Source organism: Streptomyces sp. NPDC042201 (assembly GCF_055582185.1).
In genome coordinates this window covers 16097-43083 of record NZ_JBVJDS010000010.1, presented here as the reverse complement: position 1 = coordinate 43083, position 26987 = coordinate 16097, and the positions used below count along the sequence as shown (strand labels likewise).

24 protein-coding genes are annotated in these 26987 nt (G+C 70.3%); 7 read left to right on the top strand and 17 right to left on the bottom strand.

Translation table 11 applies throughout. The annotated features are described in order from the left end of the window. The first annotated feature begins 45 nt into the window (after window positions 1–45). Window positions 46–1335 (top strand): MFS transporter, encoded by a 1290-nt coding sequence (locus tag ACZ6MZ_RS23810; protein WP_469354144.1) that lies wholly within the window; start codon window positions 46–48, stop codon window positions 1333–1335. Here the strand turns inward: ACZ6MZ_RS23810 and ACZ6MZ_RS23805 are convergent. Beyond that, window positions 1321–2970 carry an ATP-binding SpoIIE family protein phosphatase gene (locus ACZ6MZ_RS23805; RefSeq protein WP_469354143.1) on the bottom strand — a complete coding sequence of 550 codons (1650 nt, stop codon included), beginning with the start codon at window positions 2968–2970 and terminating at the stop codon, window positions 1321–1323. The genes ACZ6MZ_RS23810 and ACZ6MZ_RS23805 overlap by 15 nt on opposite strands. Before the next feature lie 214 nt (window positions 2971–3184). Between ACZ6MZ_RS23805 and ACZ6MZ_RS23800 the strand changes: the two genes are divergently transcribed. Beyond that, window positions 3185–3844, top strand: coding sequence for a response regulator (locus ACZ6MZ_RS23800; RefSeq protein ID WP_469354142.1), 660 nt, complete (start codon window positions 3185–3187; stop codon window positions 3842–3844). Further along, window positions 3841–4920, top strand: a complete 1080-nt coding sequence (locus tag ACZ6MZ_RS23795; protein WP_469354140.1) for a sensor histidine kinase — start codon at window positions 3841–3843, stop codon at window positions 4918–4920. The genes ACZ6MZ_RS23800 and ACZ6MZ_RS23795 overlap by 4 nt, the downstream gene beginning before the upstream one ends. Window positions 4921–5021: 101 nt before the next feature. Here the strand turns inward: ACZ6MZ_RS23795 and ACZ6MZ_RS23790 are convergent, their stop codons facing one another. Continuing rightward, complete coding sequence (locus ACZ6MZ_RS23790; RefSeq protein ID WP_386875432.1) at window positions 5022–5759, bottom strand: class I SAM-dependent methyltransferase; 738 nt, start codon at window positions 5757–5759, stop codon at window positions 5022–5024. Window positions 5760–6110: 351 nt separating this feature from the next. Between ACZ6MZ_RS23790 and ACZ6MZ_RS23785 the strand changes: the two genes are divergently transcribed. After that, on the top strand, window positions 6111–6710 hold the full coding sequence (locus ACZ6MZ_RS23785; RefSeq protein WP_469354138.1) for a TetR/AcrR family transcriptional regulator: 600 nt from the start codon (window positions 6111–6113) through the stop codon (window positions 6708–6710). A 34-nt stretch (window positions 6711–6744) separates the two neighbouring features. Here ACZ6MZ_RS23785 and fumC read toward each other — a convergent pair whose 3' ends face one another. The 9 genes from fumC to ACZ6MZ_RS23740 form a co-directional block, all read right to left on the bottom strand. Beyond that, complete coding sequence (gene fumC / locus ACZ6MZ_RS23780) at window positions 6745–8187, bottom strand: class II fumarate hydratase (RefSeq protein WP_469354136.1); 1443 nt, start codon at window positions 8185–8187, stop codon at window positions 6745–6747. Next, a complete protein-coding gene (locus ACZ6MZ_RS23775) occupies window positions 8184–9848 on the bottom strand; it encodes an NAD-dependent malic enzyme (protein WP_469354135.1) in 1665 nt (554 codons plus the stop codon). The genes fumC and ACZ6MZ_RS23775 overlap by 4 nt, the downstream gene beginning before the upstream one ends. A gap of 151 nt (window positions 9849–9999) precedes the next feature. Further along, on the bottom strand, window positions 10000–10599 hold the full coding sequence (locus tag ACZ6MZ_RS23770; RefSeq protein WP_469354392.1) for a class F sortase: 600 nt from the start codon (window positions 10597–10599) through the stop codon (window positions 10000–10002). A 148-nt stretch (window positions 10600–10747) separates the two neighbouring features. Further along, entirely contained in the window at window positions 10748–11248 is a 501-nt protein-coding gene (locus tag ACZ6MZ_RS23765; protein ID WP_469354133.1) for a sortase, read from the bottom strand. Window positions 11249–11489: 241 nt separating this feature from the next. Further along, window positions 11490–11993, bottom strand: coding sequence for a flavin reductase family protein (locus ACZ6MZ_RS23760; RefSeq protein ID WP_384182556.1), 504 nt, complete (start codon window positions 11991–11993; stop codon window positions 11490–11492). Beyond that, window positions 11990–12337, bottom strand: coding sequence for a cupin domain-containing protein (locus tag ACZ6MZ_RS23755; protein WP_389941633.1), 348 nt, complete (start codon window positions 12335–12337; stop codon window positions 11990–11992). The genes ACZ6MZ_RS23760 and ACZ6MZ_RS23755 overlap by 4 nt, the downstream gene beginning before the upstream one ends. Window positions 12338–12388: 51 nt before the next feature. After that, complete coding sequence (locus tag ACZ6MZ_RS23750; RefSeq protein ID WP_469354131.1) at window positions 12389–13837, bottom strand: 4-hydroxyphenylacetate 3-hydroxylase family protein; 1449 nt, start codon at window positions 13835–13837, stop codon at window positions 12389–12391. Further along, on the bottom strand, window positions 13837–14526 hold the full coding sequence (locus ACZ6MZ_RS23745) for a DUF2848 family protein (protein ID WP_469354129.1): 690 nt from the start codon (window positions 14524–14526) through the stop codon (window positions 13837–13839). The genes ACZ6MZ_RS23750 and ACZ6MZ_RS23745 overlap by 1 nt, the downstream gene beginning before the upstream one ends. A gap of 71 nt (window positions 14527–14597) precedes the next feature. Beyond that, window positions 14598–16121 carry a UbiD family decarboxylase gene (locus ACZ6MZ_RS23740; RefSeq protein WP_469354127.1) on the bottom strand — a complete coding sequence of 508 codons (1524 nt, stop codon included), beginning with the start codon at window positions 16119–16121 and terminating at the stop codon, window positions 14598–14600. 232 nt (window positions 16122–16353) lie between these two features. Between ACZ6MZ_RS23740 and ACZ6MZ_RS23735 the strand changes: the two genes are divergently transcribed. Continuing rightward, window positions 16354–17001, top strand: a complete 648-nt coding sequence (locus ACZ6MZ_RS23735; RefSeq protein WP_389791135.1) for a UbiX family flavin prenyltransferase — start codon at window positions 16354–16356, stop codon at window positions 16999–17001. Here ACZ6MZ_RS23735 and ACZ6MZ_RS23730 read toward each other — a convergent pair. From ACZ6MZ_RS23730 to ACZ6MZ_RS23705, 6 genes are all read right to left on the bottom strand, one after another. Then, window positions 16954–17928, bottom strand: a complete 975-nt coding sequence (locus ACZ6MZ_RS23730; RefSeq protein WP_469354125.1) for a LysR family transcriptional regulator — start codon at window positions 17926–17928, stop codon at window positions 16954–16956. The genes ACZ6MZ_RS23735 and ACZ6MZ_RS23730 overlap by 48 nt on opposite strands. A 13-nt stretch (window positions 17929–17941) precedes the next feature. After that, complete coding sequence (locus ACZ6MZ_RS23725; protein WP_469354123.1) at window positions 17942–19726, bottom strand: FAD-binding protein; 1785 nt, start codon at window positions 19724–19726, stop codon at window positions 17942–17944. An 8-nt stretch (window positions 19727–19734) separates the two neighbouring features. Further along, a complete protein-coding gene (locus tag ACZ6MZ_RS23720; RefSeq protein ID WP_469354121.1) occupies window positions 19735–20961 on the bottom strand; it encodes a M24 family metallopeptidase in 1227 nt (408 codons plus the stop codon). Window positions 20962–21042: 81 nt separating this feature from the next. Continuing rightward, a complete protein-coding gene (locus ACZ6MZ_RS23715; protein ID WP_469354119.1) occupies window positions 21043–22644 on the bottom strand; it encodes a gamma-glutamyltransferase family protein in 1602 nt (533 codons plus the stop codon). After that, on the bottom strand, window positions 22641–23879 hold the full coding sequence (locus ACZ6MZ_RS23710) for an amidohydrolase family protein (RefSeq protein WP_384182527.1): 1239 nt from the start codon (window positions 23877–23879) through the stop codon (window positions 22641–22643). Before ACZ6MZ_RS23710 ends, ACZ6MZ_RS23715 begins: the two co-directional genes overlap by 4 nt. Before the next feature lie 15 nt (window positions 23880–23894). Continuing rightward, window positions 23895–24668, bottom strand: coding sequence for a FadR/GntR family transcriptional regulator (locus ACZ6MZ_RS23705; RefSeq protein WP_384182525.1), 774 nt, complete (start codon window positions 24666–24668; stop codon window positions 23895–23897). Window positions 24669–24954: 286 nt separating this feature from the next. Between ACZ6MZ_RS23705 and ACZ6MZ_RS23700 the strand changes: the two genes are divergently transcribed. Next, on the top strand, window positions 24955–25395 hold the full coding sequence (locus ACZ6MZ_RS23700; protein WP_389791144.1) for a GlcG/HbpS family heme-binding protein: 441 nt from the start codon (window positions 24955–24957) through the stop codon (window positions 25393–25395). A gap of 118 nt (window positions 25396–25513) precedes the next feature. Then, the gene (locus ACZ6MZ_RS23695; protein ID WP_469354117.1) at window positions 25514–26986 is read left to right on the top strand and encodes an ABC transporter substrate-binding protein; all 1473 of its coding nucleotides are present in this window, start codon (window positions 25514–25516) and stop codon (window positions 26984–26986) included. Window position 26987: the final 1 nt, after the last annotated feature.

The window sequence follows — 26987 nt, the reverse complement described above, 5'->3', positions numbered from 1 at the left end:
CTAGGTTAACGGGCGCACCCGTCCGCCGACCGAGGAGCACGTCCCATGCTCGTTGTGCTGCGCAACCGCACCTATCGGCATCTGTTCATGGCCCAGGTCATCGCCCTCGTGGGAACGGGGCTGGCGACGGTGGCCCTGAGTCTGCTGGCCTACGACATGGCCGGGGCGAACGCGTCCGCCGTTCTCGGCACGGCACTGGCGATCAAAATGGTCGCGTACGTGGGCGTCGCTCCGGTCGTCGGCGCGTTCGCCGACCGGATACCGCGGCGCACGCTGCTGGTGGCGATGGACCTGACCCGCGCCGGTGTCGCGCTCTGTCTGCCGTTCATCGCCCAGGTGTGGCAGGTCTATGTCCTGGTCTTCCTGCTGCAGTGCGCCTCGGCGGCCTTCACCCCGGCGTTCCAGGCGATGATTCCGCACGTACTTCCCGAGGAGCGCGACTACACCCGCGCCCTGTCGCTGTCGCGGCTGGCATACGACCTGGAGAGCCTGTTCAGCCCCGCCCTCGCGGCCGCTCTGCTGTCCCTGATTTCCTACAACTGGCTGTTCGCGGGCACCAGCGTGGGCTTCCTGGCCTCGGGCGCACTGGTCGTATCCGTGCTCCTGCCCACACCCACACCGGTCGAACGCACCGGAGGCGTCTACGCGAAGGCGTCTTTCGGCGCCCGGCTCTTCCTCGCCACTCCCAGGCTCCGAGCCCTACTGGCACTGGACCTGGCGGTCGCGGCGGGTGGCGCCATGGTCATCGTCAATACGGTGGTGCTGGTGCGCGACAACCTGGGGCGGACCGTCGGTGACGTCTCGTTGGCGCTGGGCGCCTATGGAGCCGGCTCCATAGGCGCCGCCCTTCTGCTGCCGCGCGTACTCGACCGCGTCAGTGACCGTACGGTGATGCTGCCCGCGGCCTTCGTTCTGACCGGAGTGCTGACCGCGTTCTCGGCCGGCGCAGCCGTCACACCCGGCCCCTGGGCCTGGCCGGTCCTCCTCGCCGGGTGGACACTGCTCGGCGCGGCCTCCTCCGTGATCCTCACTCCGAGCGGACGCCTGCTGCGCCGCTCCGTCACGGACGCCGACCTCCCCGCCGCGTTCGCGGCGCAGTTCACCCTCTGCCACAGCTGCTGGCTGCTCACCTATCCTCTGGCGGGCCGGCTGGCCGCTCAGGCCGGAATGCCTGTGGCGGCTGCCGCGCTGGCCGTGATCGCACTCGCCGCCGCCATCACCGCGTCGGCCATCTGGCCGCGCGGAGACCCCGACCGCATCGACGCTCCTGCACAGCCACTGGCCCTCACCCCGGCGGACGTTCCGATAGGCGACAGATCGTCACGTCGGCAGTGACTGCTCGGCCCAGACGGTCTTGCCGGAGTCGGTGAAGCGGGTGCCTTGGTGCTGGGTGAGCTGGGTGACGATGGACAGGCCGCGGCCGCCTTCATCGCTCACCATCGGCTGACACCGACGCGGGCCCGCGCTGCTGCTGTCGGACACTTCGCAGATGAGTGTGCGTTCATCACGGATCAGACGAAGCCCTACCGGCCCGGCGGAGTAGCGGATGGCATTGGTGACGAGTTCGCTGACGACCAGGGTGGTGGTGAACGCGAGTTCGTCGAGCATCCATGTCGCCAACTGCCGGCTGGTCCAGGTACGGGCGACGGAGACAGCGGCGGGGTCCGGCAGCAGATTCCGGGTGGCGACGTTCCCGGCCTCCAGGGCCCGGGTGCGGGCGATCAGCAGGGCCGGATCGCGGCCCGGGGACGGGGCGTGAGCGACATGGGCGAGGACTTCTCGTACGTCCGGTCCGCATCGGGTCGTGGCCTCGCGCAGCTGCTGCGTGAACGGGTCGAGAGCGGCGTGCGGTCCGTCGGGACCGTCACTTCGCAGGAACAGGATGCTTCCCGGGGGAGCGTCGAACTCGGTGATCTCGAAGGGCCGGCTCTCGACGCCCAGGGGCTGGTGAGAGGCGAGGCGAGGGGCGCTGACGGTGCCGTCAGGCTGGGCGGTCATGAGAAACGCGGTGCCCGCCCGGGACGCGGTGCAGCGCCCGGTGACAGGGTCATGGACCACGTACAGGCAGCCGGCGCCGATCTGCTTCTGGTCGCGGGGGTGCTGATCGGCCAGGCGGATCACCACATCGTCCAGATGGGCGAGCAATTCGTCGGGCCGCAGGTCGAACGGAGCGAGGGTGGTGATCGACGCTCTCAGCCGGTTCATGCCCGTCACGGCGTGAACGCCTCTCCCTTCCGCCCTGCCCACCACCAGGGCCACCCTCGCGCTGGACAGCGGGAGAACGTCGAACCACTGTCCTGCTGAGCCTTCCGCCGCGGCGTCACCGTGGGCCGCCTCGAGCGCGCTGGCGGGCGGAATCACCTCGGGCAGCAGGGACCGTTGCAGAAGCCGGGCGAGGGCGTGCTCCTGGATGTGGCGGCGGATGGTGTCCAGGCACTGCGCGGCCCGGTTCGCGAGCCTGGCGGCCGCGTGGAGGTCCGCCTCCTCGAAGGGCGCAGAGTCGGCCCGCCGGTACAGGACGGCCAGGCCGAGGGCCACCCCCCGGACCGTCAGCGGCAGCACGATGAGGGAGTGCGCCCCCGCCTCCCGGAGCAGCCGCGCGGGCGTGGGGTAGCGGGCGAGCCATCGGCTGTCGTGGTCCAGGTCGCGGATGAGACGCGGGCGCAGATCGATGAGGCTCCGCCTGCAGGGGGTCGCGGGCGGGATCCGGCTCACGTCACCGACGGCGTACGGGCTCCTGATCCCTCCTTCCTGCGTGGAATGGGCGGAATGGAAGGCGGCACGCCGCAGCCGCATGTCCGCGTCCACCGGTCCTGGCGGGGGCGCGTCGCCGCGGAGCAGTACCTCCAGCACATCGACCGAGGACGCGTCGGCCAGCTCGGGCACCGCGGCCTCGGCGAGTTCCTGGGAGGCGCGGAAGAGCTTCTGCGAGGTGACGGGGGCCTGGACTGTGGCGGTGCGGGAGGGCATGGTGATTGTCCTGAATAGGAGACGCCGATCGGATGATCTCCTTCCAGCCTGACGCGTGAGCGGTTCCGGGGCGTTCGCACTGACCCGCAGACGGGCGTCCGTAGTACGCCCCGCCTGCTTGCGGGGTTGCACCGTCGGCGCGGAGTGCCGCGGGCTCGCCGCGGCCGCGATCCTCCGGACCGCACGGAGCGATCCCGGGATTTACGGTTGTTCCATGGACGTCGACCGCGGTGCCAGCGGGGAGGCGGCCGCGCCCCACCTGACCGTGGTGCTCGCGGACGACCACCTGGTCGTCCGCGCGGGCATGAGGCTGCTGCTCTCCCAGGACCCCACGTTCGAGATCGTCGCCGAAAGCACCACCGTTCCCGAGACCTTGCGGGCGGTGGAGCGGCACCGTCCCTCCGTGCTGGTCCTGGACCTGACCCTGACGGGCCGGTCCAGCCTGCGGTCCATCCCTGAGCTGCTGGCGGTGTCACCCCGTACCCGGATCCTGGTCCTCACGATGCAGGAGGATCCCGCGTTCGCCCGCGAGGCGCTGCGGACCGGCGCGGCCGGCTACCTGCTGAAGGAAGCGGCCGCGGAGGAGCTCCTCGGCGCGCTTCGCCAGGTCGCCGCGGGAGCCGCTTACGTTCAGCCCTCCTTGGGCGCCCGCCTGGCCGTCGCCGGCCCGGAGGACGACGACTCCCTGACGGCGCGCGAAGTGGAGGTGCTGTCCCTGCTCGCCCTGGGGCACACCAACCAGGAGGTCGCGGAGAGCCTGCATGTCTCCGTTCGGACGGTGGAGACACACCGGGCCAGGATCCGGGACAAGCTCGGGACCGAGACCAAGGCGGACCTGATCGCCGCGGCGCGAGAGCGCGGGCTGCCGGCATGACCGACACACCGCGAGCGCGCGCCAGCTCCGTCATGGAGACCGCGGGCTCGCTCCTCCTCGTCGTCGCTCTCGTTTTCGAGATCGCCCACCACTCGCTGCGCTTCGAATTCGCGCTCTGCCTCGCCGCCGCCGTCTCCTTCCTCGTGGCCGCGGCCCTGAGCGCCGATTCGCGGCGGTCGTGGCTGGTGATCATCAGTGGTATCTCGCTCGTGATCGCCGTGACACTGCTGGTTCACATCGTGCGGCAGCCGCTGCTCAACGGTCTGCACCTGGTTCCCCTCACACTGATCGCCTGCGCCGCCGCGATCGGACACCGGTCGGCTCTGCGCCACCGCAGTGTCGATCGGGAGTGGAGCCGGGCCCGTCGTGACGGAGAAGAACGAGAGCGACGACGCTGGGCCCGTGAGTTGCACGACGACACACTCCAGGAACTGGGCGCCGTCCAGATCGTGCTGGCCTCGGCAGCCGTCGGCAGCAGGCCCGATTTCATGAAGGAAGCCATCGACCAGGCGCGGGGCCTGATCGGCAACCAGATCACGTCCCTGCGGCATCTGATCGCGGAGCTGCGGCCGGCCGCCCTCGACGAGCTCGGACTGCGACCGGCCCTTGAGGCGCTGTGCCGGCGAACCTCGGAGATCTTCGGCGTCGACGCCGAGCTGCGCGTGGGGGCGCGCTGGAACCAGCCCGGCGCGAAGCTGTCGCCCGAGGCGGAGGCCCATGTCTACCGCATCGTGCAGGAAGCGGTGACCAACGCGGTCAAGCACGCCCGGCCGACCCGGATCCGCGTCGAACTCGACAGCGACGAACGCGTGATCTCCACGACGGTTACGGACAACGGCAGCGGGATGACGGCTGAGCCCGCTGCGTCCGCCGTCCGCCCTTCCGCTCGCGCGACCACCGCCTCCCCGCTGGCGTTCGGAGGGATGGGCCTCGTGGACATGCGTGAGCGCGCCGATCTGCTCCATGCGCGCCTCACGGTGCGCTCGACGCCCCAGCACGGCACGTCGGTCACCCTGCAGATCCCGCGCCACGGGAAGCGGCGGCAGACGACGAAGCCGCCGAAGGCATCGGGATAGGACCGCAACGCCCCCGGCGGAAGGGGGATGATGCCGGGAGCGCCGTGACCGCGCCCGCGCGGGCGGGACCAGTCCTGGAAACGCCGTCGCGCGGCGCGGCTCTACGGCCGGGTGGCGCGGCGGAACAGGGCTGTCCAGAGGAACGGTTCGCCGAAGCTGGGGGACTCGGGCGGTTCGTCGTGCATGCGGCGCAGTTCGATCTCTGTCAGGTCGGAGAAGATCCAGCGCAGGGACTCGGGCGTGTAGGCGAGGCCGCCGTGGAGGCGGGAGTGGCGGTAGAAGTCGGAGTCGGGGAGTTCGGACCCCATCCCGCCGGCCGCGAAGCAGGTGAGGGCGAGGAAGCCGCCGGGCGCGAGGACCCGGTCGAGGAGGGCGAGGTAGCTGATGCGGCGGTGCGGCGGCAGGTGGTGGAAGCAGCCGGAGTCGTGGATCAGGTCGTACGGGCCGCCCAGCTCGGTGCCGGTGAGGGTGAAGGCGTCACCGCATCGGAATCGGACCTCGGCCCCCGCCTCGCGGGCGCGGTCCTCGGCCCAGGCGATGGCCGCGGGGGAGAGGTCGACGGCGTCCACCGTGAAGCCCAGCGAGGCGAGGTGGAGCGCGTTGCGGCCCGGGCCGCAGCCCAGGTCGAGGGCGCGACCCGCGGTGATCAGGCCTCGGTCGAGGTAGGAGACCAGGTTCTCGTCCGGCTTCGCCACGAAGAAGGGCACCGGCTTGGAGCGGTCCGCGTAGAAACTGTCCCACCAGGAGCCCGCGCCGGCCGTCCAGCGGTCGGCCTCCGGCGCGAACAGGCTGTCCAGCAGCTTCAGTACATCGTCCACCGTGCGGATATGACGGTCCATCGGGGCCACCTTTCTCGGTCAGGCGATCGTAGGTCCGACAGGCACGAAAGCCCAGGTCAGGCGGTATGACCGGAGGCGGTGGCCGACCCGTGAGGGGCTCGGTCGAGGAGGGGGAAGGCCGTCACCCGCAGGCGCGGGTGAACCACCGCGCATGCCCCCGCCGCGGGTCGTCACGGGGGCAATCCCGGCCGCGCCGATCCGGGTTTCTGTCAACGTCCGCGCGGCGAGGGCCACCTTGGAAAGCGGTAACTATCCGGTTAGTCAGTGCGTGGCCCACTCCCCAGCCTCCCACACGGGCAGTGGGGTGTTCCGGCCGGGCTTTCCATCCAGTTAGTACGTTACGCTGGCGCGATGATACGAGACGCTCAGGCCACCCGGAAACGGCTGCTGGAGGCCGCCGCGGAAGAGTTTTCGCGGTACGGCGTCGCGGGGGCGCGGGTCGACAGGATCGCCGCCGCCGCCCAGAGCAACAAGGCCCAGATTTACCACTACTTCGGCAGCAAGGACCGCTTGTTCGACGCGGTCATGAACTCGATCGTGGTCACCACCGCGAGCGAGATCCCCATCGATGTCCACGATCTGCCCAGGTACGCGGGACGGCTCTTCGACCGCTACGAGGAGAGTCCACAGATCGCCCGGCTCGCCACGTGGTACCGCCTGGAACGTACGAATACGACGGAACAGGTCGAGGCGCTGGCCGACACCATCCACGAGGAGCTGGAAGAGATCCGCAAGGCCCAGGTGGCCGGCGTCCTTCCGTCGCGATACCGTCCGGCCGACCTGCTGAATCTGGTGCTGCACCTGTCATTTCTGTGGGCCTTCGTGTTCCCGGAACTCCAGGGGCACATCAAAGGGAACTCGCGCAGCCATCGCCGCCGCGTGCTCACCGACGCGGTGGCGGCCCTGCTGAAGGAGGACGACAGCGCTCCCGCCGGCACGAGCCGGTCGTGACGCTGATCGGGGGACCGGACCCGGTCTCTTCCCCTCAGTCGGAGAGTCCGGCCATCGCACGGGGGTTGATGACGCGGTCGTAGTCCTCGGCGGTGAGATAGCCCGTGGCGAGGGCGGTTTCGCGCAGGGTGGTGCCCTGGTCGGCCGCCCGGTGGGCGATTTCGCTGGCCCGGTCGTAGCCGATCTCGGGGGAGAGGGCGGTGACGAGCATGAGGGAGCGGGAGACATCCTGGTCGATGCGGTCGCGGTTGAGCTCCGTGCCCTCGACGCAGTAGACGCGTAGTTTCTCGCTCGCGTCGGCGAGGATCCTGGCGCAGTGGAGCACGTTGTTGATGATGACCGGGCGCATGGCGTTGAGTTCGAAGTTGCCCTGGCTCGCGGCGAGCGCGACGGCGCTGTCCTCGGCGAGGACCTGGATACAGACCATGACCATGGCCTCGCACTGGGTCGGGTTGACCTTGCCGGGCATGATCGAGCTGCCGGGCTCGTTGGCGGGCAGGACGAGTTCGCCCAGGCCGCAGCGCGGGCCGGAGGCCAGCCAGCGCAGATCATTGGCGATCTTCATCAGCGGTACGGCGACCCCGCGCAGTCCGGCCGAGGCGGCGGCCATCGCGTCCAGCCCGCCCTGGGCGGCGAAGTGGTTGGCGGCGACGGTGAAGGGCGTGCCGGTCAGCCGCGCCAGTTCGGCGGCGACCGCGGGACCGAAGTTCTCCGGTGCGTTGAGGCCCGTGCCGACCGCGGTGCCGCCGATCGCCAGCTGGTGGAGCGCGGGGAGGGTGGCGCGGACCCGCTCGTGGGCGTCGGTGAGCTGTGCGGCGTAACCGGACCACTCCTGACCGACCGTGAGCGGGACCGCGTCCTGCAGATGGGTGCGGCCGACCTTGACGACATCCCGCCACGACGCGGCCTTGTCCGCGATGGCTTGGGTGAGCGCGGCCAGCGACGGCATCAGATGGTCGTGCAGGGCCCGCACCGTGGCGAGGTGCATCGCGGTGGGGAACGTGTCGTTGGAGGACTGCCCCATATTGACGTGGTCATTGGGGTGGACCGGCGTACGCGAGCCGAGGGTGCCGCCCACCAGCTGGATCGCCCGGTTGCTGATGACCTCGTTGACATTCATGTTGCTCTGCGTGCCGGAGCCGGTCTGCCAGACGTAGAGCGGGAAGTGCGCGTCGAGTTCGCCGGCGATCACCTCGTCGGCGACCCTGACGATCAGGTCGGCCTGCCAGCCGGGCAGGCGGCCGTCGCGGCCGTTGACCAGAGCGGCGGCCTTCTTGACGTAGCCGTAGGCGTGGTAGACGGCCTTGGGCATCCGGTCGTCGCCGATCGAGAAGTGGATCAGCGAGCGCTGGGTCTGCGCGCCCCAGTACCGGTCGGCGGGCACCTCGACGGTGCCCAGCGAGTCGCGTTCGGTACGGGTGCCCTCCGCATCGATACCGATTCCCAGATCCCGCACCACCGGCGGGGTGCTGTTCATCGGGCACTCCCCGCGTCGGGAAGGGTTTCGTAGCGCGGCTGCCACATCGCGTCCTGGACGGCCTGCACCAGGTCCTCGGGGCTGTTCTCGGCGACGCCGTCGGAGATCGCGGCGCGCGCGACGGCGACGGCCACGGTGGCGGAGGACGCACGCAGGTCCGCCACGGGCGGCAGCAGGGACGCGCCCGGGGCGCCGACCCGCGCTTGGCCCGCGACGGCTTCGGCGGCGGCAAGCAGCATTCCGGGTGTCACGCGCCGGGCCCGTGAGACCACGGTGCCCAGGCCCAGCCCGGGGTAGAGCAGGGCGTTGTTGGCCTGTCCGATGACATGCCGGATCCCGTTCAGTTCGACAGGGTCTACGGGGATGCCCGTGGCGATCAGGGCCTTGCCGTCGCTCCAGGTGAGGAGGTCGGCGGGCATGGCCTCGATCCGCTCGGTGGGGTTGGACAGCGGAAAGATGACCGGCCGCTCGACGTGTTGCGCCATCGCGGTCACCACCTCACGGGTGAAGGCTCCGGTGGCGGTCGAGGTGCCGATCAGAAGGGTGGGCCGCGCGCCCCGTACGGTGGCCGGCAGGTCGATGCCGCCCTCGTCCGACCAGCCCCGCACTTCGGCGGCGGGGCGGGCGTAGCCGCGCTGGTAGTCGCGCAGATCGTCCATGTCGTCGGTGAGCAGCCCCTGCTTGTCCACCAGCCACACGCGGCGTGCCGCGTCAGCCGGCTCCAGGCCGTCGCGGACCATCGCCTCCACCAGCTGGTCGGCGATCCCCACGCCCGCGGTGCCGGCTCCGAAGATCACCAGCCGCTGGTCCCGGAACGGTGTCCCGGTGACCTTCAGCGCCGAGACGACAGCTGCGAGGGTGATCGCGCCGGTGCCCTGGAGGTCGTCGTTGAAGATCCGGTAGCGGTCGGCGTTCTGTTCCAGGATGCGACGGGCGTTGTCAGGACCGAAGTCCTCGAAGTGCAGCAGCGCGTGCGGGAACAGCTCGGCGGCCGTCTCCAAATAGGCGGCGACGAACTCGTCGTAGCGCTTCCCGCGGGTACGGCTGCGGCGTACGCCGAGGTAGAGCGGGTCGTTGAGCAGCGTCTCGTTGTCGGTGCCCACGTCCAGCACCACGGGGACGCAGCGGTCGGGGTGCAGGCCGGCCGCCGCGGTGTAGACGGCGAGCTTGCCCACCGAGATCTGCACCCCGTTGACGCCCCAGTCACCGATACCAAGGATCTCCTGCGCGTCGGTGACCACCAGCAGGTCCACATCGTCGGGCCCCAGCCCCCGCCGCTGGAAGGCCGGCCGCACATCCTGCGGACGGTCGATGGACAGGAACACCCCTCGCGGGCGGCGGTATTCGTGGCTGTACCGCTTAATCGCGTCCCCCACCGTGGGGTCGTAGACGATCGGCAGCAGTTCGGTCAGATGCTCGCCGAGCACCCGGTAGTACAGCACCTCGTTACGGTCGTGCAGCTGCTCCAGGTACACGTTCTTGGCCAGCGCGTCAGGCTGCCTCTGCAGCTGTTCGTACGTGCGCCGATGCTGCTCCTCCAGAGACAGAACCGCGTCGGGCAGCCATCCCACCAGCTCCAGCCTCTCGCGTTCCTCCGTGGTGAACGCGGTGCCGCGATTGGTCAGGGGATCGGACATGACCGCGGGCAGAGCCTGGGACACGGGAGCACTCCTCATCGAAGATCCTGCACTCCTTGTATGGTCGTCCCCGGGCGCGCGCCCCGCTCGCGCAGACCGTCCGACCGCGGTGAACGGGTGACGGCGGTGAACGGGTGACAGCGGCTCCGGAACGGCTCCGGAGAAGGGCGGTTGGCTATGTCACCGCGGTCAGCGTCGCGTAGATCACGATGTTTCCCTGATAGCCCGTCCGCCGGGAGTAGCCGCCGCCGCAGGTGATCACCCGCAGTTCGGCCCGGCCGGAGCTGCCGTAGACCTTCTCGTCCGGGAAGCCCTTCTTGTCGTGGACCTCCACGCCGTCCACGGCGAACACGGCCGTGCGCCGGTCCGCCCGGCTGATCTCGATGAGGTCGCCCTTGGTCACGGCGCCGAGGTCGTAGAAGACACCGGGGCCGGTGGGTGTGTCCACGTGCCCGGCGGTGACGGCTGTCCCCGCGGAGCCGGGAGCCGTGCCGTCGCCGTACCAGCCGGCCAGGCCGGGCTTGTCGGCGGGCGGGGGCCGTAGCGCTCCCGCCGCGTCGAGGTTCAGTCGGGTCAGGGGGGCGTCCACGCCGATGGCGGGGATCCGAAGCCGGACCGGAACCGACCGGGACAGGGGCAGGACGGCGGCGGGCGCGGCCGAGGGCCGTGCGGAGGCGGAGAAGGCCTGGGCGGCCGAGGGCTGCGGTGGCCGCTCGTCCTGTGCCCCGTCGATCACCAGCAGGCTGCCCGCCATCAGTGCGCAGGCCAGCAGCATGACCGGCGGGGTGAACCAGTCGGAGGAAGATTCGATGGTGTAACCGGTTTCCCTCACGGCTCAGCCTCTGCTTCGCAACGGGGCGGGGTTCTCGCGGCCCCCGGCACCGGTGTGGTGTCCGGGGGCCGGTGTGGCGGGAGTCCGGCGGTCAGCTTCCGGGACCTCGGGGGCGGCGGCGGATCCTGGCCACACTCCCGGCGGCTGCCGCGACGAGCAGGGCGGCGCCCAGGGCGAGCCGTGTCTCTTTGTCCTCGGCCCCGAAGCCGGCGTCGACCGCGCCGCTCGGGCGGCGGCCGGAGACCTGGTAGGTGCCCGTGAGCTTGATCCGCGGCGGGCACTTCACGATGACGGTGTCGCTGCCGGACCGGGCCTCGTCCGGGATCTGGAACTGGCCGGTGAGCACGCCCTCACGGTCGCCCTCGAAGAGGTGGAACGCCCCTCCCGCCTTCGACTCGCCCTTGCCGTAGGTCACTTCCGGGCCGCATGCCTTGGTACTGACGGTGACCGTCGAGCCCGGGGCTGCGTCCCCCGGGCTGATCTGTATGCCCGTGTCACCGGCGGGGGCGCCGGCGGCGGCCGCGGCCGGGACCGGCAGAACAAGGGCGCCGAGAACCAGGGCTATGCCTATGCCACATCGTGCGTTACGCATGTAGATCCTCCAACGGAGCAGTATCCGGCCTGTCTGCGCGGCGTCTCTGCTGTGCTCCGCTTACGAGGCAACCGACAGCCCGTCACCACCGCAACACGACGTATCGGCACCTGTGTCACCCGGGCGGCCGCAGAGGCTGCTCCCGTCCGGTCGTTTACGCAGGTCACCGGAGTAGCGGCGGTCGCCGGGGAGGAAACACCGGAAGGACGGCGAACGGGCTACGGACGCCGTCCCGGCCGGGTCAGTAGAACCACTGGGGCGCGGGGGCGGACTGGTCGGCGACGGCGCAGAACCTGCCCCCGAGGAAGCCGAGCGGCTCCCCCTCCCGGTCGGCGAGCCGGTCGACCCGGCCGACGATGATCTGGTGGTCGCCGGCCGGTACGACCTGCTCGACGGCGCATTCCACATGGGCCAGCGCGTCGGGCACGACCGGAACGGCGAAACCGCGGCCGTGCTCCAGGGGGAGCCCGGCGAAGTGGTCCGTACCGCGATGGGCGAAGCGGAGCGCGATCCGCTCCTGTCGCGCGGAGAGAATGCTGACGCCGAACCGGCGGCTGCGCACGATCGCCGTCGTGGTGCGGGCCGAACTCGCCAGGCACACCAGCAGCAGAGGCGGTTCCAGCGAGACGGACGTCAGGGAGTTCGCGGTCATTCCATGGGCCGCGTCGTCGTCCACCGCCGTCACGACCGTCACCCCGGTGAGGAACCGGCCCATGATGCGCCGCATCTCCAGGCTCTCGATCATGGCGCGTAGTAACGTACTTCGAAGGTCGTGCAGCCTTCGGTGGTGCGCCACGGCCCGTGCTCCATCCCGGGCGGCCGGCAGGCGTACATGCCCGCTGTGAAGGTCTCGCCGAGCCTCAGGTCCGTGATCGAACCGGTGAGAATGTAGACCTCTTCCCAGAAGTCGTGGGTCAGCACGCCGTTCGGTGTCGTGTCGGTCCCGGGGGCGAAGGTGAGGATCCGGGACGCCGCGCCGGAGTGGGGGTCCAGCGAGAGGACGCGCTCGCTGAGTGCCGGTACGTCCCCGGCGCAGGGTGTGGGTTCCACGGACTCGGCCGGGAAGAATTCGTACGCGCGCTTGGCCATCGCCTGACGCCTCCGTTCGGTTGCTCGGCCCACCGGCCGATCGGGTGTGGGCTATTCGTCGCTGCCGTAGCTCGCCAGGAACCTGTCGACCTCGTCGACGGCCTCCTCGTAGCCGTAGTTGCGGAACGCGTAGCCCTTCGCCACGAACGGGGCCCCCGCGTAGAACATCTCGTACTGCTGGTGGCGGCCGCCGAACTCGCTGCCGAACGAGTCCCAGGCCAGCTTGAAGAGCTTGACCCGGTCCTCCGCGTCGACTCCGGGGGACCTGACATAGCGGTCGATGTCGGGGCGGGTGGTGGAGCTGCGCATGTCCTCGACGCTGGACGGCACTTGCAGGACACCGCCGCCCACCAGCTCGCGCAGGATGGAGACCGCGCGTGGATACAGCTCCGACTGGAGCCCCATGGCGCCGTAGAGCGCGCGGGCGCCCGGCCGCCAGATCCCGGCGTCGTCCGGGGTCGCGGTGTGCTCGGCGGCGATCACGCCGGATTCCACCACCGAGGCGATGGCGGCGAGTTCACCCAGCTTCTCGACCACACCGGGTATCCGGTCGATGCCGTTGACGGCGGCGACCTTGCGTGCGATCCCGGCGAGGAACTGGAGTTTGACCGCCAGTCTGATCTGGGCCTGCCAGTTGCCGAAGACATGCGCGCCGGTGTCGAAGAACTGCCGCTTCAGGCCGTCGACATCGCGGTCGACGAAGACCCGCGACCACGGGACGAACACGTCGTCGAAGACGACCAGGGCGTCGGTCTCGTCGTAGCGGCTGGTCAGCGGATAGTCGTAGCCACTGGTCGCGGCGGGCGCGTAGGGCCGGCGGCAGTGGAACTTCAGGCCGTCGGTGGCGATCGGGAGGACGAAACTCAGCGCGAAGTCGCGGTCCTCGGGGCCGAGCGGCTTGATGCAGGAGACAAGGATCTCGTCGGCCACGGCGGCGCCCGTCGCGAGCATCTGCGCGCCGGACACCACCAGGCCGTTCAGGCCCGCCGCCGCCACGCCGACCTGGACGAGATCATCACCCCAGGCGTGTGCGGTGGTCGCACGCGACATCTGTGGCGGGATGATGGCGTACGAGACGTAGAGCTGCTCGCGCTGGACCTTGCGGTGGTACGCCGTCACGTTCTCGCCGAGCTCGCGCCCGCCGCTGTTGAACTCCTCGGGATGCGTCGCGAACGCGGTGAGGAAGGCGCCGACATGGTCGGGGCTGCGGCCCACCCAGCCGTGGCTGTGCCGGGCCCACAGCTGCACCGCCCGGCGGTAGGCGGCCAGCTCTCTCGGGGTGCGCGGGGCGGTGAAGACCCGGTTCGTCTCCTCTCCCGTCGCCTCGTCCACGCACGACATGCGCGAGTTCGGGTCGGCCGCGACGTCGTACAGCTCGGCGACCGTACGGGCGATCGGGGAGAAGGCCGGATGGGCCGTGACGTCCTCGACGCGCGCGCCGTCGACATAGACCTCCCGCCCGTCCCTCAGAGCGGCGAGATACTCAGCACCGGTACGCATCAGGGCCTCCTCCGGCCGACGTGGTAGGTGTGCGCCAGATGCGCACGACCCGGCATGGTGAGGGCGATGTCCCACCGCCTTCCGGGCTCGAACCGGCCGTGCAGCAGCGGCAGGGTGCCGCAGAAGAGGGCCAGGTCGCCGGCGTCGGGTGCGAGGGCATCGGGTGTCAGGGCGTCGAGTGCGCGCCGCCAGAGGTCGCCGGGCGTGCGCAGGCCGCCGAGCGTTCCGTCCTGGTACGCGCGGCCGTCCACGGCCGACGTGGCGCGGACGGCGTCGAGGTCCACCGAGGACGGCTCGCCGGGCAGGGCCAGCACCGAGGCGCCGACCGGCTTGGGGCAGACGGCCTTCGACTCGAGGACACCGCGCCGCTCCAGTTCCCGGTCGGTGTGGTCGGATCCGACGGCGAGATACCACCGGCCGCCGGCCCGGATCAGCACCGGTTCGACTTCCCCGGAGGTGTGCTCGCCGGTGACGGCGATGTTCTCGGCGGTCGTCAGGAGCCGTGGGTCGAGTGTGTAGAACATCGGGACCGTCGGCGGGGGTTCCACGCCGATCTCGGCCAGCTCGGCTATGTGGGCACGTACCGCGGTCTCGTCACGGCCGGTGTAGCCCGCCACGATCAGCCGCTGAGGCCGGACGACGACCTCCTCGTCGCTGCTGGCGACACGCAGCTCCAGCCGGGGCGCCACGGGGGTCGCGAGACGTGAAGGGCTCGGAGGGTTGGGGGGTCTTGGAGTTTTTCCGGGTCTCGAAGGGAGTGTCATCGGCCGCCGTCCCATCCGGTGAAGTGGTAGTCCGCCCATCGCTCGCGCACCTTGGCGAGGTCCTCGGCCGCCGGCGCCACGGTCGGCGGGAAACGCGCGCCGTTCCACTGCGGCTGTGGCTTGAAGCGCCAGGTCTTGGTGGCGTCGATGAGCATGCGGTTCCACAGCCCCGCGCCGAGGTCGTCGACGGAGCGCTCCTCCAGCGGGGTGCTCGGGTCGATCGGCGACCCGAAGGTTCCCGGGAAGACCACGATGTCGTCGGTGCCCGGCCGTACCCGGTAGGCGATGGCCCAGTCGGTCGCCGAGTAGTCGCCCGGGTCGATGTCCTCGTCTACGACGATCACGTACTTGTAGCGGTACAGCGCGGCGCCGCTCGCCCACAGCGCGGACGCGACCCACTTCGCGTGCCCCTCGTTGACCTTGCTGATCTGCACGACGATCGTCGTGCCGTTGTTGACGGGATGGACGAAGATGTCCCGTACACCGGGAACCCCGGCGGTTTTGAGCGTCTGCCAGGCGATGGCGGCCCGCTGCACGGACGACATATAGCTGTTCTCGCCCGAGGCTCCCGGCAGCGATCCTTCGAGCGTTCCCCTGAAGACGGGGGAGTCGCGGTGGGTGATCGCGGTGACCTGGATGGTCGGGCGCCGGGTCGGCACGTCGCTGACGTATCCGGTGAACTCCCCGAAGGGGCCTTCCATTTCGTAGCTCTCCGGGTCCGGCGAGATGAATCCCTCGACGACGATCTCGGCCGTCGCCGGTACCGGCAGGTCGACGGTCCGGCCCCGGACGAGGGGTACGGGCTCTCCCAGGTAGGCGCCCATCACGTCGTACTCGCACACGTCCGGCGGGAGCGGGCTGCCGGCGAGGAAGTCCATGACCGGATGCCAGCCGTAGACGCAGGCCACCGGCATCGGTTCGCCGCGCTGGACGTACTTCGCCCAGTGCCGGCCCCAGTGCTGGCTGGGCACCATCAGCATCGGGATCTTGTCCGGCCCTGAGATCATCCCGCGGTAGACGCCCGCGTTCACCGAGCCCGTGTCCGGGTCCTTGGTGATCACCGCGCCGAAGGTGTTGATGTAGCGACCGCCGTCGAGGTGGTGCCACTGGGGGACCGGCAGCTCCCGCAGGTCGATGTCGTCGCCCAGGACGACGTTCTCGTGGACCGGGCCGTCGTCGACGAAGACGGGCGGGATCCGTTCGGCGTTCATGCGCAGCACGTGCTGCACCAGTTCGTGGTTGCCGATCTCGTCGTCGAATCCCAGCAGCAGCGAGATCCTGCGGTGGCCGGCCAGCAGGCCGGTGGCCAGTTGGCCGCACCGGGCGCCGGGGAGGCCGTAGTCCTTGATGTTGCTGAACAGCAGGGCGGGACCTTTGCGGCGCAGCACCTCGCGGGCGACCGTGCCGAGTTCGCGGTTCCAGTCGACCTCCCCCTTGACCTCGGCGAGTTCACCGTGGGCGGCCAGCATCGCCATCGCTCGGCGCAGGTCCATGTCCGTCGGGGGCGGGGAAAGCGGCAAGGAAAGCACCTCCAGTCCGGAATCAGCCGGAGCCGGGCCGGGATGCGGCCGGGAGCCAGGATTCGGCGGGGAGTCGGGATTCGGCCGGGACGGCCGAACCACGCTGCAAGGCTGCGCCGTGTGGGCGCCGGGCAGCAATAACGTTCCGGCTATGGCGCCCATAGCCATTGGCCGACCGCCCGGACGCACGGGGGCGGTTAGTGTGTTTCCGCCGGTGACGGAGTCGGTGGCGGTGACAGAGTCAGTGTGGAAGGCGGCCATGGCGAAGCAGCGGTTGATCGTCGCGCTCACCGGCGCATCGGGGGTCGTGTACGGAATTCGCGCCCTCCAGATGCTGCGGCCCGACCCGGACGTGGAGACGCATCTGGTCATGACGAAGGCCGCGTGCGCGACGCTCGCCCAGGAGTGCGATCTGACCGTCGCCGATGTGCGCGGACTCGCCGATGTCGTCCATGCCGACGGTGATCTCGGCGCGGCGATATCGAGCGGCTCCTACCGCACCGCCGGCATGCTGGTCGCCCCGTGCAGCGTCAAAACACTGTCCGGTATCGCTCATTCGTACGACAACTCGCTGGTGGTCAGGGCCGCCGATGTGACGCTCAAGGAGCGCCGCCGGCTGGTCCTCCTGCTGCGGGAGACCCCTCTGCACGCCGGTCATCTGCGGTTGATGAGTGAGGTCACCACGGCCGGGGCGATCGTGATGCCGCCCGTGCCGGCGTTCTATCTCCGGCCGCGGTCCGTCGAGGACATCGTCGACCACACCGTCGGCCGCGCCCTGGACCTGCTGGACGTCGCACCGCCCGGCCTGCGCCGATGGGACGAGGACGGGCGCTCAGCCCGCTCGTCCGGCCCCGCCGTCGCCGTCGAGGGGATCTGGTAGGCCGAGAAGGCCGGGCGGCTCCGCCGTTCTGCCCCGGCCCGAGGCGGACGCCAGATGCGAGGCGGACACCAGATGCCTGACGATCGCGCGGGACGGCGGCGCCAGACCGCCCCCGCCGCGCCACACCACGACGAGGTCGCGGTGCAGATAGGGCTCCTGGATATGTACGGTGGGAAGCCCGGCGTCGGCGGCGAGTTCGGGCAGTACGCAGATACCGATGCCGGCCCGGACCATGGCCCAGACGCTCGCCAGATGGCGCGCCTCGATCGCGATGGCGGGCGCGAAACCCACCCGCCGGCAGGCCGACTCCATCAGCTCGCGCAGCGCGCTGCCCGCCGGCATGGCGACGTAGCTCTCCCCGGCCAGCGCGCGCAGGCTGGTCTCGGACCGCCCGGCGAGCGGGTGCCCGGGCGGCAGCACGGCCGCCAGCGGTTCGCGGGCCAGCGGCATCCGGCTCAGCTCGGCCTGTACGGTCTGCTTCCGCACCGCGGCCAGGTCCAGCCGGTTCGTACGGACCATGTCGACGAACTCCTCCGAGGAGTCGCGTTCGACCACCGAGACCGTGACCTCCGGATGCTCGCGGCGCAGGCTCGCGAGGGCGCCCGGGAGCAGCCCCGCGCCCACGCTGGGCAGCACCCCGAGCGTGACCCGCAGCCGGGCCGCGGGCCGCTGCGCCTCCCGTACGGATTCACGGGCCCGGTCCAGCTCGCCCAGCGCCCGGTTCGCGTGCTGGAGAAAGACCTCGCCGGCCGCGGTGAGGGTGACGTGCCGCCCTGACCGTTCGAACAGGGCTGCACCCAGCTCGTGTTCGAGCTTGCGTACCTGGACCGACAGGGAGGGCTGAGCCAGATAGAGGCGGGCGGCGGCGGCCGTGAAGCTCCCGGTCTCGGCAATCGCCTGTACGTAACGGAGTTGGTGTATCTCCATGCCGGCTCACGTCCTATCGCGCGGCGGAGGCCGCGGCCGGCGGCCGGCGGGTGGCGCGGAGCCGGTCCAGCAGGGCGTGGACGACCGGCCGCCAGTCGGCCACGACGCCGAGGTCGGCCGTACGGAACACCGGCGCGTCCGGATCCCGGTTGACGGCCACGACGGTGGCCGCGCGGCGCACCCCGATGGTGTGGTGGTCCTTTCCCGACAGACCGAGGGCGAGGTACACCTCCGGAGCGATGCTGCGCCCGGTGACCCCCACCTGACGGCCGTGCGGCTGCCATCCCCGGTCGGTGACCTTGCGTGTCGCGGCCAGCTCCGCGCCGACCGAGGCGGCCAGCTCCCGCAGCAGCGGGTAGTCGTCCGGGTCCACACCGGCGCCCACGCCGATGACGATCCGCGCCGAGGCCAGTTCGTCGATCCCGCTGTCGGTCCACTGCCGTACATGCGCCACCCGGCTGTCCGCCGGGGCCGTCAGCGAGGTCACCGGGATCCCGGCGGGTACCCGGGAGACCGGCGTCGCCAGCACCCCCGGGCGGACGGTCACGAGCTGGACGGCGGAGTCGGCGTACACGGCCGCGAGCGTACTGCCGCCCGCGACCGGCTTCTGGCAGATCACCTGTCCCTCCTCCAGGGCCAGCTCGACCGCGTCACCCACCAGCCCCGCGCCGAGGCGGGCGGCGATCCGCGCGGCCACCTCACGGCCCCAGCTGGTGCCGGGACCGAGCAGCACACGGGGGCCACGGTCCAGGCACCAGCCGGCGACGGCGGAGGCGATGTCCTCCTCGGCCGACGGGCGGCCGGGGAGGCCGGAGATGATGACCGCCTCGTCGGCGCCCCAGCATTCGGCGGTCTGCGGGGTGAGATCCGCCCCGGACAGGACGGCCGTGACCCGGCCGGGACTCAACCGGGCCGCCTCGCCCAGCAGTTCGCGGGTGATACGCGGCCGGCCCGGCTGGGCCAGCACGGCCACCATGTACGCGCCGGCCTGCCCGGCCCCCCCGGGATGCGGCCGGGCCGGGGCGGTGTCGGCCGCGGCCGATTCCAGGATCTCCGCGATCCGTCCGGCCTGTGCGTCGAGACCGTCGGCGAGGACCGTTCCGGCCCGTACGGACGTCAGCCGGCGCAGTGTCCCCACCCGGGTCGGGCTGCCGGCCTGGCCCCATGGTCCGGCGCCGAGGTCCGCCGCCGTCACCAGCCGGATCCGGTCGCGCAGTGCGGGTGTCTCGACGGCGTCGGGGCGCTTCGCCGGCGCGCACAGCCGCTCGGCGCAGGACAGGACGGCGGGCAGCGCGACCACCGAATCGCGCCAGCCGTCGTCCCGTTCGGTACGGGCGGTCAGGACCTGGCCGGCGAGGCGCAGCTCGCGCACGCCGGCCAGGAACGGCAGGCCGGTGAGCTCCGCGAGCTGCGGCCCGACCTGCCCGGTGTCGGCGTCCACCGAGTTGCGCCCGGTCAGGATCAGGTCGAAGGGGCCGGCCAGGGTGAGGGCCGCCGCGAGCGCCCGTGCGGTGGCCAGGGTGTCCGACCCGGCGAACGCGGGGTCGCTGATCAGTACGCCGTCGTCGCAGCCGAAGTCGAGTGCCTCGACCAGCACCTGACGGGCCGTCATCGGCCCCATGGTGACGACCGTGCAGTTGCCGCCGGCCGCGGCGGCCAGCTCGACCCCCTTGGCGACGGCCCGCCGGCAGTGCGGGTTCATCTCCATCGGCACGCCCGAGCGGGCCAGCCTGCCGTCACGGTCGAGCGCGATCTCCTCGATCAGCGGGACCTGCTTGACGAACACCGCGATCCGCATCGGCCCGCTCACAGGATCGTGAGCCGCGGGGGCAGCCGGTTGACCGAGCGGGCGCCGTCCTCGGTGATCACGAAGGTGTCGCCCATGAAGACCCCCTTGGTCACATCGGCGCTGCACGGGTGGATCTCCACACAGCAGGCCATGTTCGGCTCCAGCACGATGTCCTTGTCCGGCCGGTGCGAGGTGCCGACGAAGGGGCCCGCGTCGAGGGGGTTGAAGACGCCGTGCACGAGCGGGGCGACGACCTGGTATCCGCGGTCGAGGATGATCTGCCCGGCCTCCCGCAGGTCGCGTGCGGTGCAGCCGGGGCGCAGTGCCTCGGTCACCTGCTCGTACGCGGTGAACATGACGTCCAGGAGGTCTTCGTACTCCGGCGGCGGTGCGCCGAAGACGATCGGCTTTCCGGTCTGGGCCTCGTATCCGTGTCCGTCGCGGGCGCCTATCTCCATCAGCAGGACATCGCCCTGCGCGATGGTGCGGTCGATCGGGCGGGGCCGCTGGAATCCGCTGACGGGCGTGAACATCGATTCCGCGCAGGCGAGGACCATGCACGGGATCTCGCCCCCCTGGTCGGCGATCGTCTGGTAGATGATCCGGAAGAGGTCCTTCTCCTGCATGCCGGGCCGCAGTTCGTCGATCACCGCCTGTACGGCGGCGTCCCCGATGCGCCCGGCCTCTTCCAGGCAGACGAGCTCCTCGTCGGACAGGACGGTCCTGATCCGCCAGAACTCGTCGGAGAACTCCGGGAATTCGGCGCGGGGAAACGCCTCGCGCAGCGCGTCGTGATGGTCGCGCGGCAGCGAGAGCCAGGGCGCCGGCTTGACGATGCCGATGCGTCCCGTCTCCAGGCGCAGTTCCCGCAGCCGCTCCACCAGGATGCCGGAGGTGTTCAGCGCGCCGCGCACGTCCGGGATGACCGAGCGCGCCACCCGGTCGGGAAGGCGGGCGTTCAGTCCCAGGACGGCGAGGGTCGGCTCGCCCTCGCGCGGGAAGATGACGAAGGAGTCGAGTTCCATCGTGCCGATGTAGTTCGACAGCCATCGGATGTTCGCCCAGCCGCGTTCCCAGATCGCGTTGCTGCCGCTGACCAGCAGGCAGTCGAGGTCGTGCTCGGCCATGAATCTCCGGGTGAGGTCATGGCGCCGGGTGAACTCCGCGTCGGAGAACGTGGGCCACCGATAGGCGGCGCGGTCGATCTCATCGTCGTATCTGATGATGCCGTTGCGGATCGACATGCGGGACTCTCCTTCCTGGTATGGGGTCGTCTTCCTGGTGTTGATCGTCGTGTCGGGGCCTGCGCCGCCCGAGCGGCCCGTTCAGCACCCGCTGACCGCGGCGCCCCGGCGGCTGTCCGCCACCGCGTACGGCTTCGCCCCCGGGCCCGTGCCCACCACCGTGCAGCTGCCGAAGAGGTCGTCGTCGCGGAACTCGGCGACGGCCACCGGGTGCCCGAGCCGGCGCAGGCCGTCCGCGTGCTGCTCCGGGAAGCCCTGTTCGAGGTGGAGCATTCCGTCGTCGACGTTCCGGCGCGGGGTTCCGTGCAGCCAGCGGGGCTGCTCGACCGCGGCCAGCGGCGCCATCCCGAAGTCGAGGTGGTTCACCAGGACCTGGAAGTTGGTCTGCACCTGCCCGCGCCCTCCCGGCGTGGCGCCGGCGATCACGAGCCGTCCGTCCCGCTTGGCCATGTACGTGTTCAGGGTGTGCAGCGGCCGCCCGCCGGGCACGAATTTCGGACCGGGGCCGCCGTCCAGGCGCAGCCCGGCCAGCCTGTCGTTGAGTACGACGCCGGTGCCCTCGACGATCTCGCGGGAGCCGAACGTGTTGAACAGGCTGTGGATCAGCGTCACCGTCGTGCCGTCCGCGTCGGTGATCGCCAGGCAGGTCGTGTCGTTCCCGCCGGGCAACGGGATCCGGCCGCCCTCGGCCCCGGCCGTCAGCCGGTCCCGCCACCACGCGGCGCGGGTGGGGGAGAGCCGTTCGACGATGTCCGGGAGTGTCAGCTCCTGGGCGTTGCGCAGATCCGAGAAGGCCGCCACCTTGCAGCGCACCATGAGATCGACCAGCTCCACACTGCCCGGTTCCGTCCCGGACAGGTCGAACTGTTCCAGGAGGGCGAGTTCGGAGAGCATGAGCATGCCCATGGAGACGGGCGCATGCTGGTAGATCCGGTATCCGCGGTAGCCGACCGAGAGCGGTTCGGTCCACTGCGTCAGATGACCGGCGAGATCGACCGCGTCGAGCAGCCCGCCGGTACGCCGCATCTGGCCTGCCAGCTTTTCGGCGAACTCCCCCCGGTAGAACCAGTCGGTCCCGTAACGGCCCAACAAGTCCAGGCTGCGGGCCAGATCGGGCTGGGTGAAGACCTCGCCGGCCCGCCGGCCGTTGCCGGACAGGAGTGAGGACAGCCCGGGATACTCCTCGTCGCCGGCCGCCGCGACAGCGGCCACGGCCGCCGCCGTACGGTGGTCGAGCGCGAATCCCTTCCCGGCGAGGCCGATCGCCGGTGCGAGCAGCGCCGCCAGGGGCATCGAGCCGAACCGCTCAAGGGCCAGGCTCCACGCCATCGGAAGCCCCGGTACGCCGACCGACAGCGGCCCGAACCTCGGCAGCCGGTCACGCCCGGCGAGCGCCGCACCGCGGCGGAACGGCGCGGCCCCGCTCCCGTTGAGAGCGACGACACCGGTGTCCTCGCGATCCACCATCAGGAACAGGTCCCCGCCCAGACCGCACCACGGGAACTCGACCACGCACTGCGTCGCGGACGCGGCCACCGCGGCATCGATCGCGTTGCCGCCGGCCGACAGCACGGCCGCGGCGGTGTCCGCTGCCTGCCGGCTGCCGGCCGCGACCACGCCCTGGTCACCGTAGACGAGGGAGCCGCCGCGCGGCCCCGGCTCGGCGGCGGGGCCGGTGCTCAAGCCTGTGCGGGGTGAGCGCCGGGCGCCGGGGAGTCCCACGGCGTCGACAGCAGACGGAGGTAGTCGCAGGCGTTCCCGCCCATCAGCTTGCGCAGCGCCGGCTCACCGATCGTCTCGCCCCAGGCGAGCACATGATCGGTGTGTTCGGGGAACATGCACTCCGGGTGCGGGAAGTCGGAGGCGTACATGAGCACGCCGTCACCCAGGATGTCGTTGGTGGCCTTGGTGAGCTGCGGTCCCTCGTGGGCCTCGATCGCGCAGAACACCTTGCCCATCTGCACGTACTCCAGAGGCGTGTGCTTCAGACCGGGCTTGACCCCGCCCTTGACGTAGGAGACCTGGCTGGTCAGCCGCACGATCCAGTGGGCGAGCCAGCTGTGCCCGGTCTCGACCGTGGCCAGGCGCAGGTTCGGATAGGTGTCCAGCATGCCGCTGATCAGGACGTAGGACATCAGCCGCTGGGCCCCCCACACATGTGCCGCCGTGCGGGCGACGATCGGGTTGTCCCAGATGTCGCGGTAGCCGGGGAAGTAGGGGGGCTCGTAGAAGAAGCTGTGGTGCAGCAGCGGGAGGTCGGCCTCGTCCATGGCCTCCCAGATGGGCGCGAGATCCGGATCGTCCACCGGCACCCCCTCCGGCAGGAGCGGCCAGGCCGCGGCGACCCAGTCCTCGCCGGCCAGTTCGCGGATCGTCTTGGCGGCCCACTCCGGGTCGGCGGCCGGCGCGAGGACCAGGCCCTTCAGCCGCCGGCTGTCCGCGCTGCAGTAGTCGGCCTGGTAGCGGTGGTAGGCGCTGTACATCGACTTCGCGAGACTCAGATCGAGGGCGGTGCTGCCGGGCGCCCACGGCGCGGGGATGAGGACGTTGATGTCGACGCCCTCGACGTCCATGTCGAGGAGCCGTCCCTCGGAGTTGTCGTGCTGGATCCCGTCGCGCGGCTTGCCCGTCGCGATGTTCTGGACACGGCCCTCCAGCGCGCCCTTCCCGCCGCCGCCCTCGCCCTCCTCGCTGTCGCTCTTCATTCCGGCGACCCGCTTGTACGGGCGGGGGTCGACCCGTACCACGTCGTAGTCGGTGGTCGGGTGCCCGCGGCCGGGGACGGGGGTCATGGTGCGGGTGTACGGCGCCAGCTCGGCCTTCCGGTCGAGCAGCTCCCGGTCGGCGTAGCGGAGCAGGACCTCCAAGGAGGGTGTGACGTGGGTGTCGACATCGACCACTCTGTAACCGTTGCGCATGAAGAGCACTCCCTATCAAGGTGCGGGACGGACGCTCGCTACGGCCGAGTCCGAGGTACGGACCCGTTCCATGAGCGCGTGTGCGGTGAAGTTGAGGTGTTCGAGGGTGATGCGGGCGGCTTCCTCGCCGTCCCCGGACGCGATGGCCCGCAGGATTTCCTCGTGCCCGAGCGGGCCGCGCCCGATGGGCTGCTGGCCGGGCCGGCCGAACACCCGCCAGAAGGCGGGCCGTTTGAACAGCAGATGGCGCGCGGAGTGGTAGACCTGCGCGAGCACCGGATTGCCGCCGGCGACAATGACATGGGTGTGGAACTCCATGCTCAGCGTCTGGTAGGTCTCCGGATCTCCCGGCTCCATGGCCGAGACGATGTCGTGCAGTACGGCGAGGTCCTCGGCGGTGTGGTGCGTGGCCGCGAGCCTGGCGCCCTCGACTTCGAGGAGTCTGCGCGTGGCGAAGACCTCCTGGATCGACGCGCGCACCGCGAAGGCGCCGTAGTCGACCTCGTTCTCGGGTACCTGCTGCGCGTCGTTGACGATCAGCTTCTTCGCCCGGCGATGGACGAAACCAGCGACCTCCAGCCCACGCAACGCCTCCCGGACCGTGGTGCGTCCGACGCCGAAGGCCTCGCCGATCTCCCGTTCCGTGGGCAGCGCCGTACCGGACGCGAGACGCCCGGACAGGATCTGCTCGCGCAGCCTGGTCAGCACCGTCCCGGCGAGCGTGCTGCGCCGGATGGCGCCGCTCGGGAGCGTGGGGGACTGGTCCTGTGAAGTCTGGTCGCCGGTCATGAGCGTGTGAACCTCCGTGGCCCGGCTGCCCCGTTCATCCGGGCTCGGGCCGACTCGTTGTCGCTTACTGTCAGACAATAAGATAGAGCTCCAGCGGCGCTCGTCAAGACCGAGTCGGCCGGAACCGGTCGCCGGGGCCGACTTCTGCCCTGTGATACCGCATGTTTCCGTCATGTTTTTTCGCGTCGCATCGCTTGACGCGGATGCCATGGGTGGTGATGCTGAGGGCCAACTTGGTCAGACAAACGGTCAAACAGTCCGGCCTTGGAGGGTACGGATGGACGCCATGAACCGCAGGGGAGCGGACCGCGCTCCGATGGATTTCGAGTGGGCGCTCCGCTACGTCATGAAGGCGCGGGAGTTGGGCGCCGAGCGGGGGCTGCGCGTCACCGTCGCCGTGCACGACGCGGCCGGACACCCGGTCCTCGTCGCCCGTGGCAGCGAGAAGTGGCACGGCCCGTACATGGCGATGGGAAAGGCCCGACTGGCCGCCGCGTTCGGAAAGCCGACGGCGGTCCTACTGGAGAACTGGCGCGACCGGCCGCTGTTCGCGTCCAGCCTGAATGATGTGCTGCCCGGAGGAGTGACCTTGAATCCGGGCGGCTACCCCATCGCGGTCGACGGCAGGATCGTCGGAGCGATCGGGGTCGGGGGCGGGACCCCTGACGAGGACGACATGGTGGCACGCCTCACGGTCGAGGCGCTCGCCTCGGGGGACTCCGCATAGGAGGTATGCGACCTCCCTTATTCACCGCGCCAGGCGGTGGACCAAGAAAGGACCCCAGGAGATGGGTTCACTCCGAGCAAGACAGCTGATCGGCTTCATAGGCTCCGGCGCGATCGTAATGTCCGGCCTTACCGCGTGCGGCGGTTCGCCGTCCAAGGCGGACAAGGGCCCCGGCGCGCTGGTCGCGGCAGTATCCACGGAACCGTCCACGCTCGACCCCCAGCTCAGCAATGACCGCAGCACGCGGATCGTCACCGACAACGTATTCGAGACCTTGCTCGTACGGGATGTGAAGGCCGCGATCCAGCCCAAGCTGGCGACGGCTTACGAGCGGGTCGACGACACCACCTGGCGGCTCACCCTCCGCAGTGGTGTGACCTTCCAGGACGGCTCTCCGTTCGACGCCGATTCGGTCGTCTACAGCATCGAACGGATCATCGACCCCGACTACGAAACACAGCGCACCTCGTACATCGAGGGAATCGCCGGCGCCCTCAAGGTGGACGAGCTGACGGTCGACATCAAGACCGACGGCAAGAACCCCATTCTGCCGGCCGAGTTGACCAGTATCCCGATGGTCTCGGAGAAGTCCGCGTCGGCCAAGGGCTTCGGCCAGAGCGTCGTGGTGGGCACCGGGCCCTACCGGTTCAGTAAATGGGACCACGGACAGGACATCCAGCTCACTCGCTACGACGGGTACTGGGGCAGCGACCCGTCGATCGAGCGATTCACCGTCCGGGTGATCGCCGACTCGCAGACCGCGCTGTCCGCGCTCCAGGCCGGCGAGGTCGACCTCGTCTTCGACCTCCTGCCGGAACAGGCCCAGCTCGCACCGCAGGTGAAGGAGATCAAAGCCTCCGACTTCAGCTACGCGGCCTTCAACACCTACAAGAAGGAGCTGTCCGACCCGCGGGTCAGGGTCGCGATGAACCTGGCGGTCGACAAGGAACTCATCGCGAAAACGAGCTATCAGGGACACGCGACCCCTAACGCCGCACAGAACCTCGGGGAGGGCATGATCGGGTTCAACTCCGCGGTCTCCGCCTTCCCCTATGACCCCGAGCAGGCAAAGAAACTGCTCGCCGAGGCCGGCTACCCCGACGGATTCGACATTCAGCTCAATGTCCCGATCGGGCGGTACAGCAAGGGCGAGGAGACGGTCGAACTCATCGCCGACGAGCTCAAGGACGTCGGCATCAGGGCCGAGGTCGTCAAACACGAGTGGAACGAGTACCGCGCCGCCGGGCGGGTCAAGGGCACCAAGAAGGGCGCCTTCGACATCAAGTACGGCTGGAACTCGAACGAATGGTTCGACGCGGCCCGGATCGAGGCGCACATCACCTGCGACGGCGATTCCAGCAAGTACTGCAACAAGGACGTCGACAAGCTCATGGCAAAGGGGCTGACGACCTTCGACCAGACCGAGCGGCAGTCCATCTACGCCGAGGCGTGGCAGGAACTGCACGACGACCCCTACTCCATCTATCTGCTTCAGCAGAACTACATCTACGGCACAAGCAGCCGACTGGTGTGGACGCCCCGTCCCGACGACACCTACTTCGTGTCGACGATGAGCTTCACGAGCGAGTGAG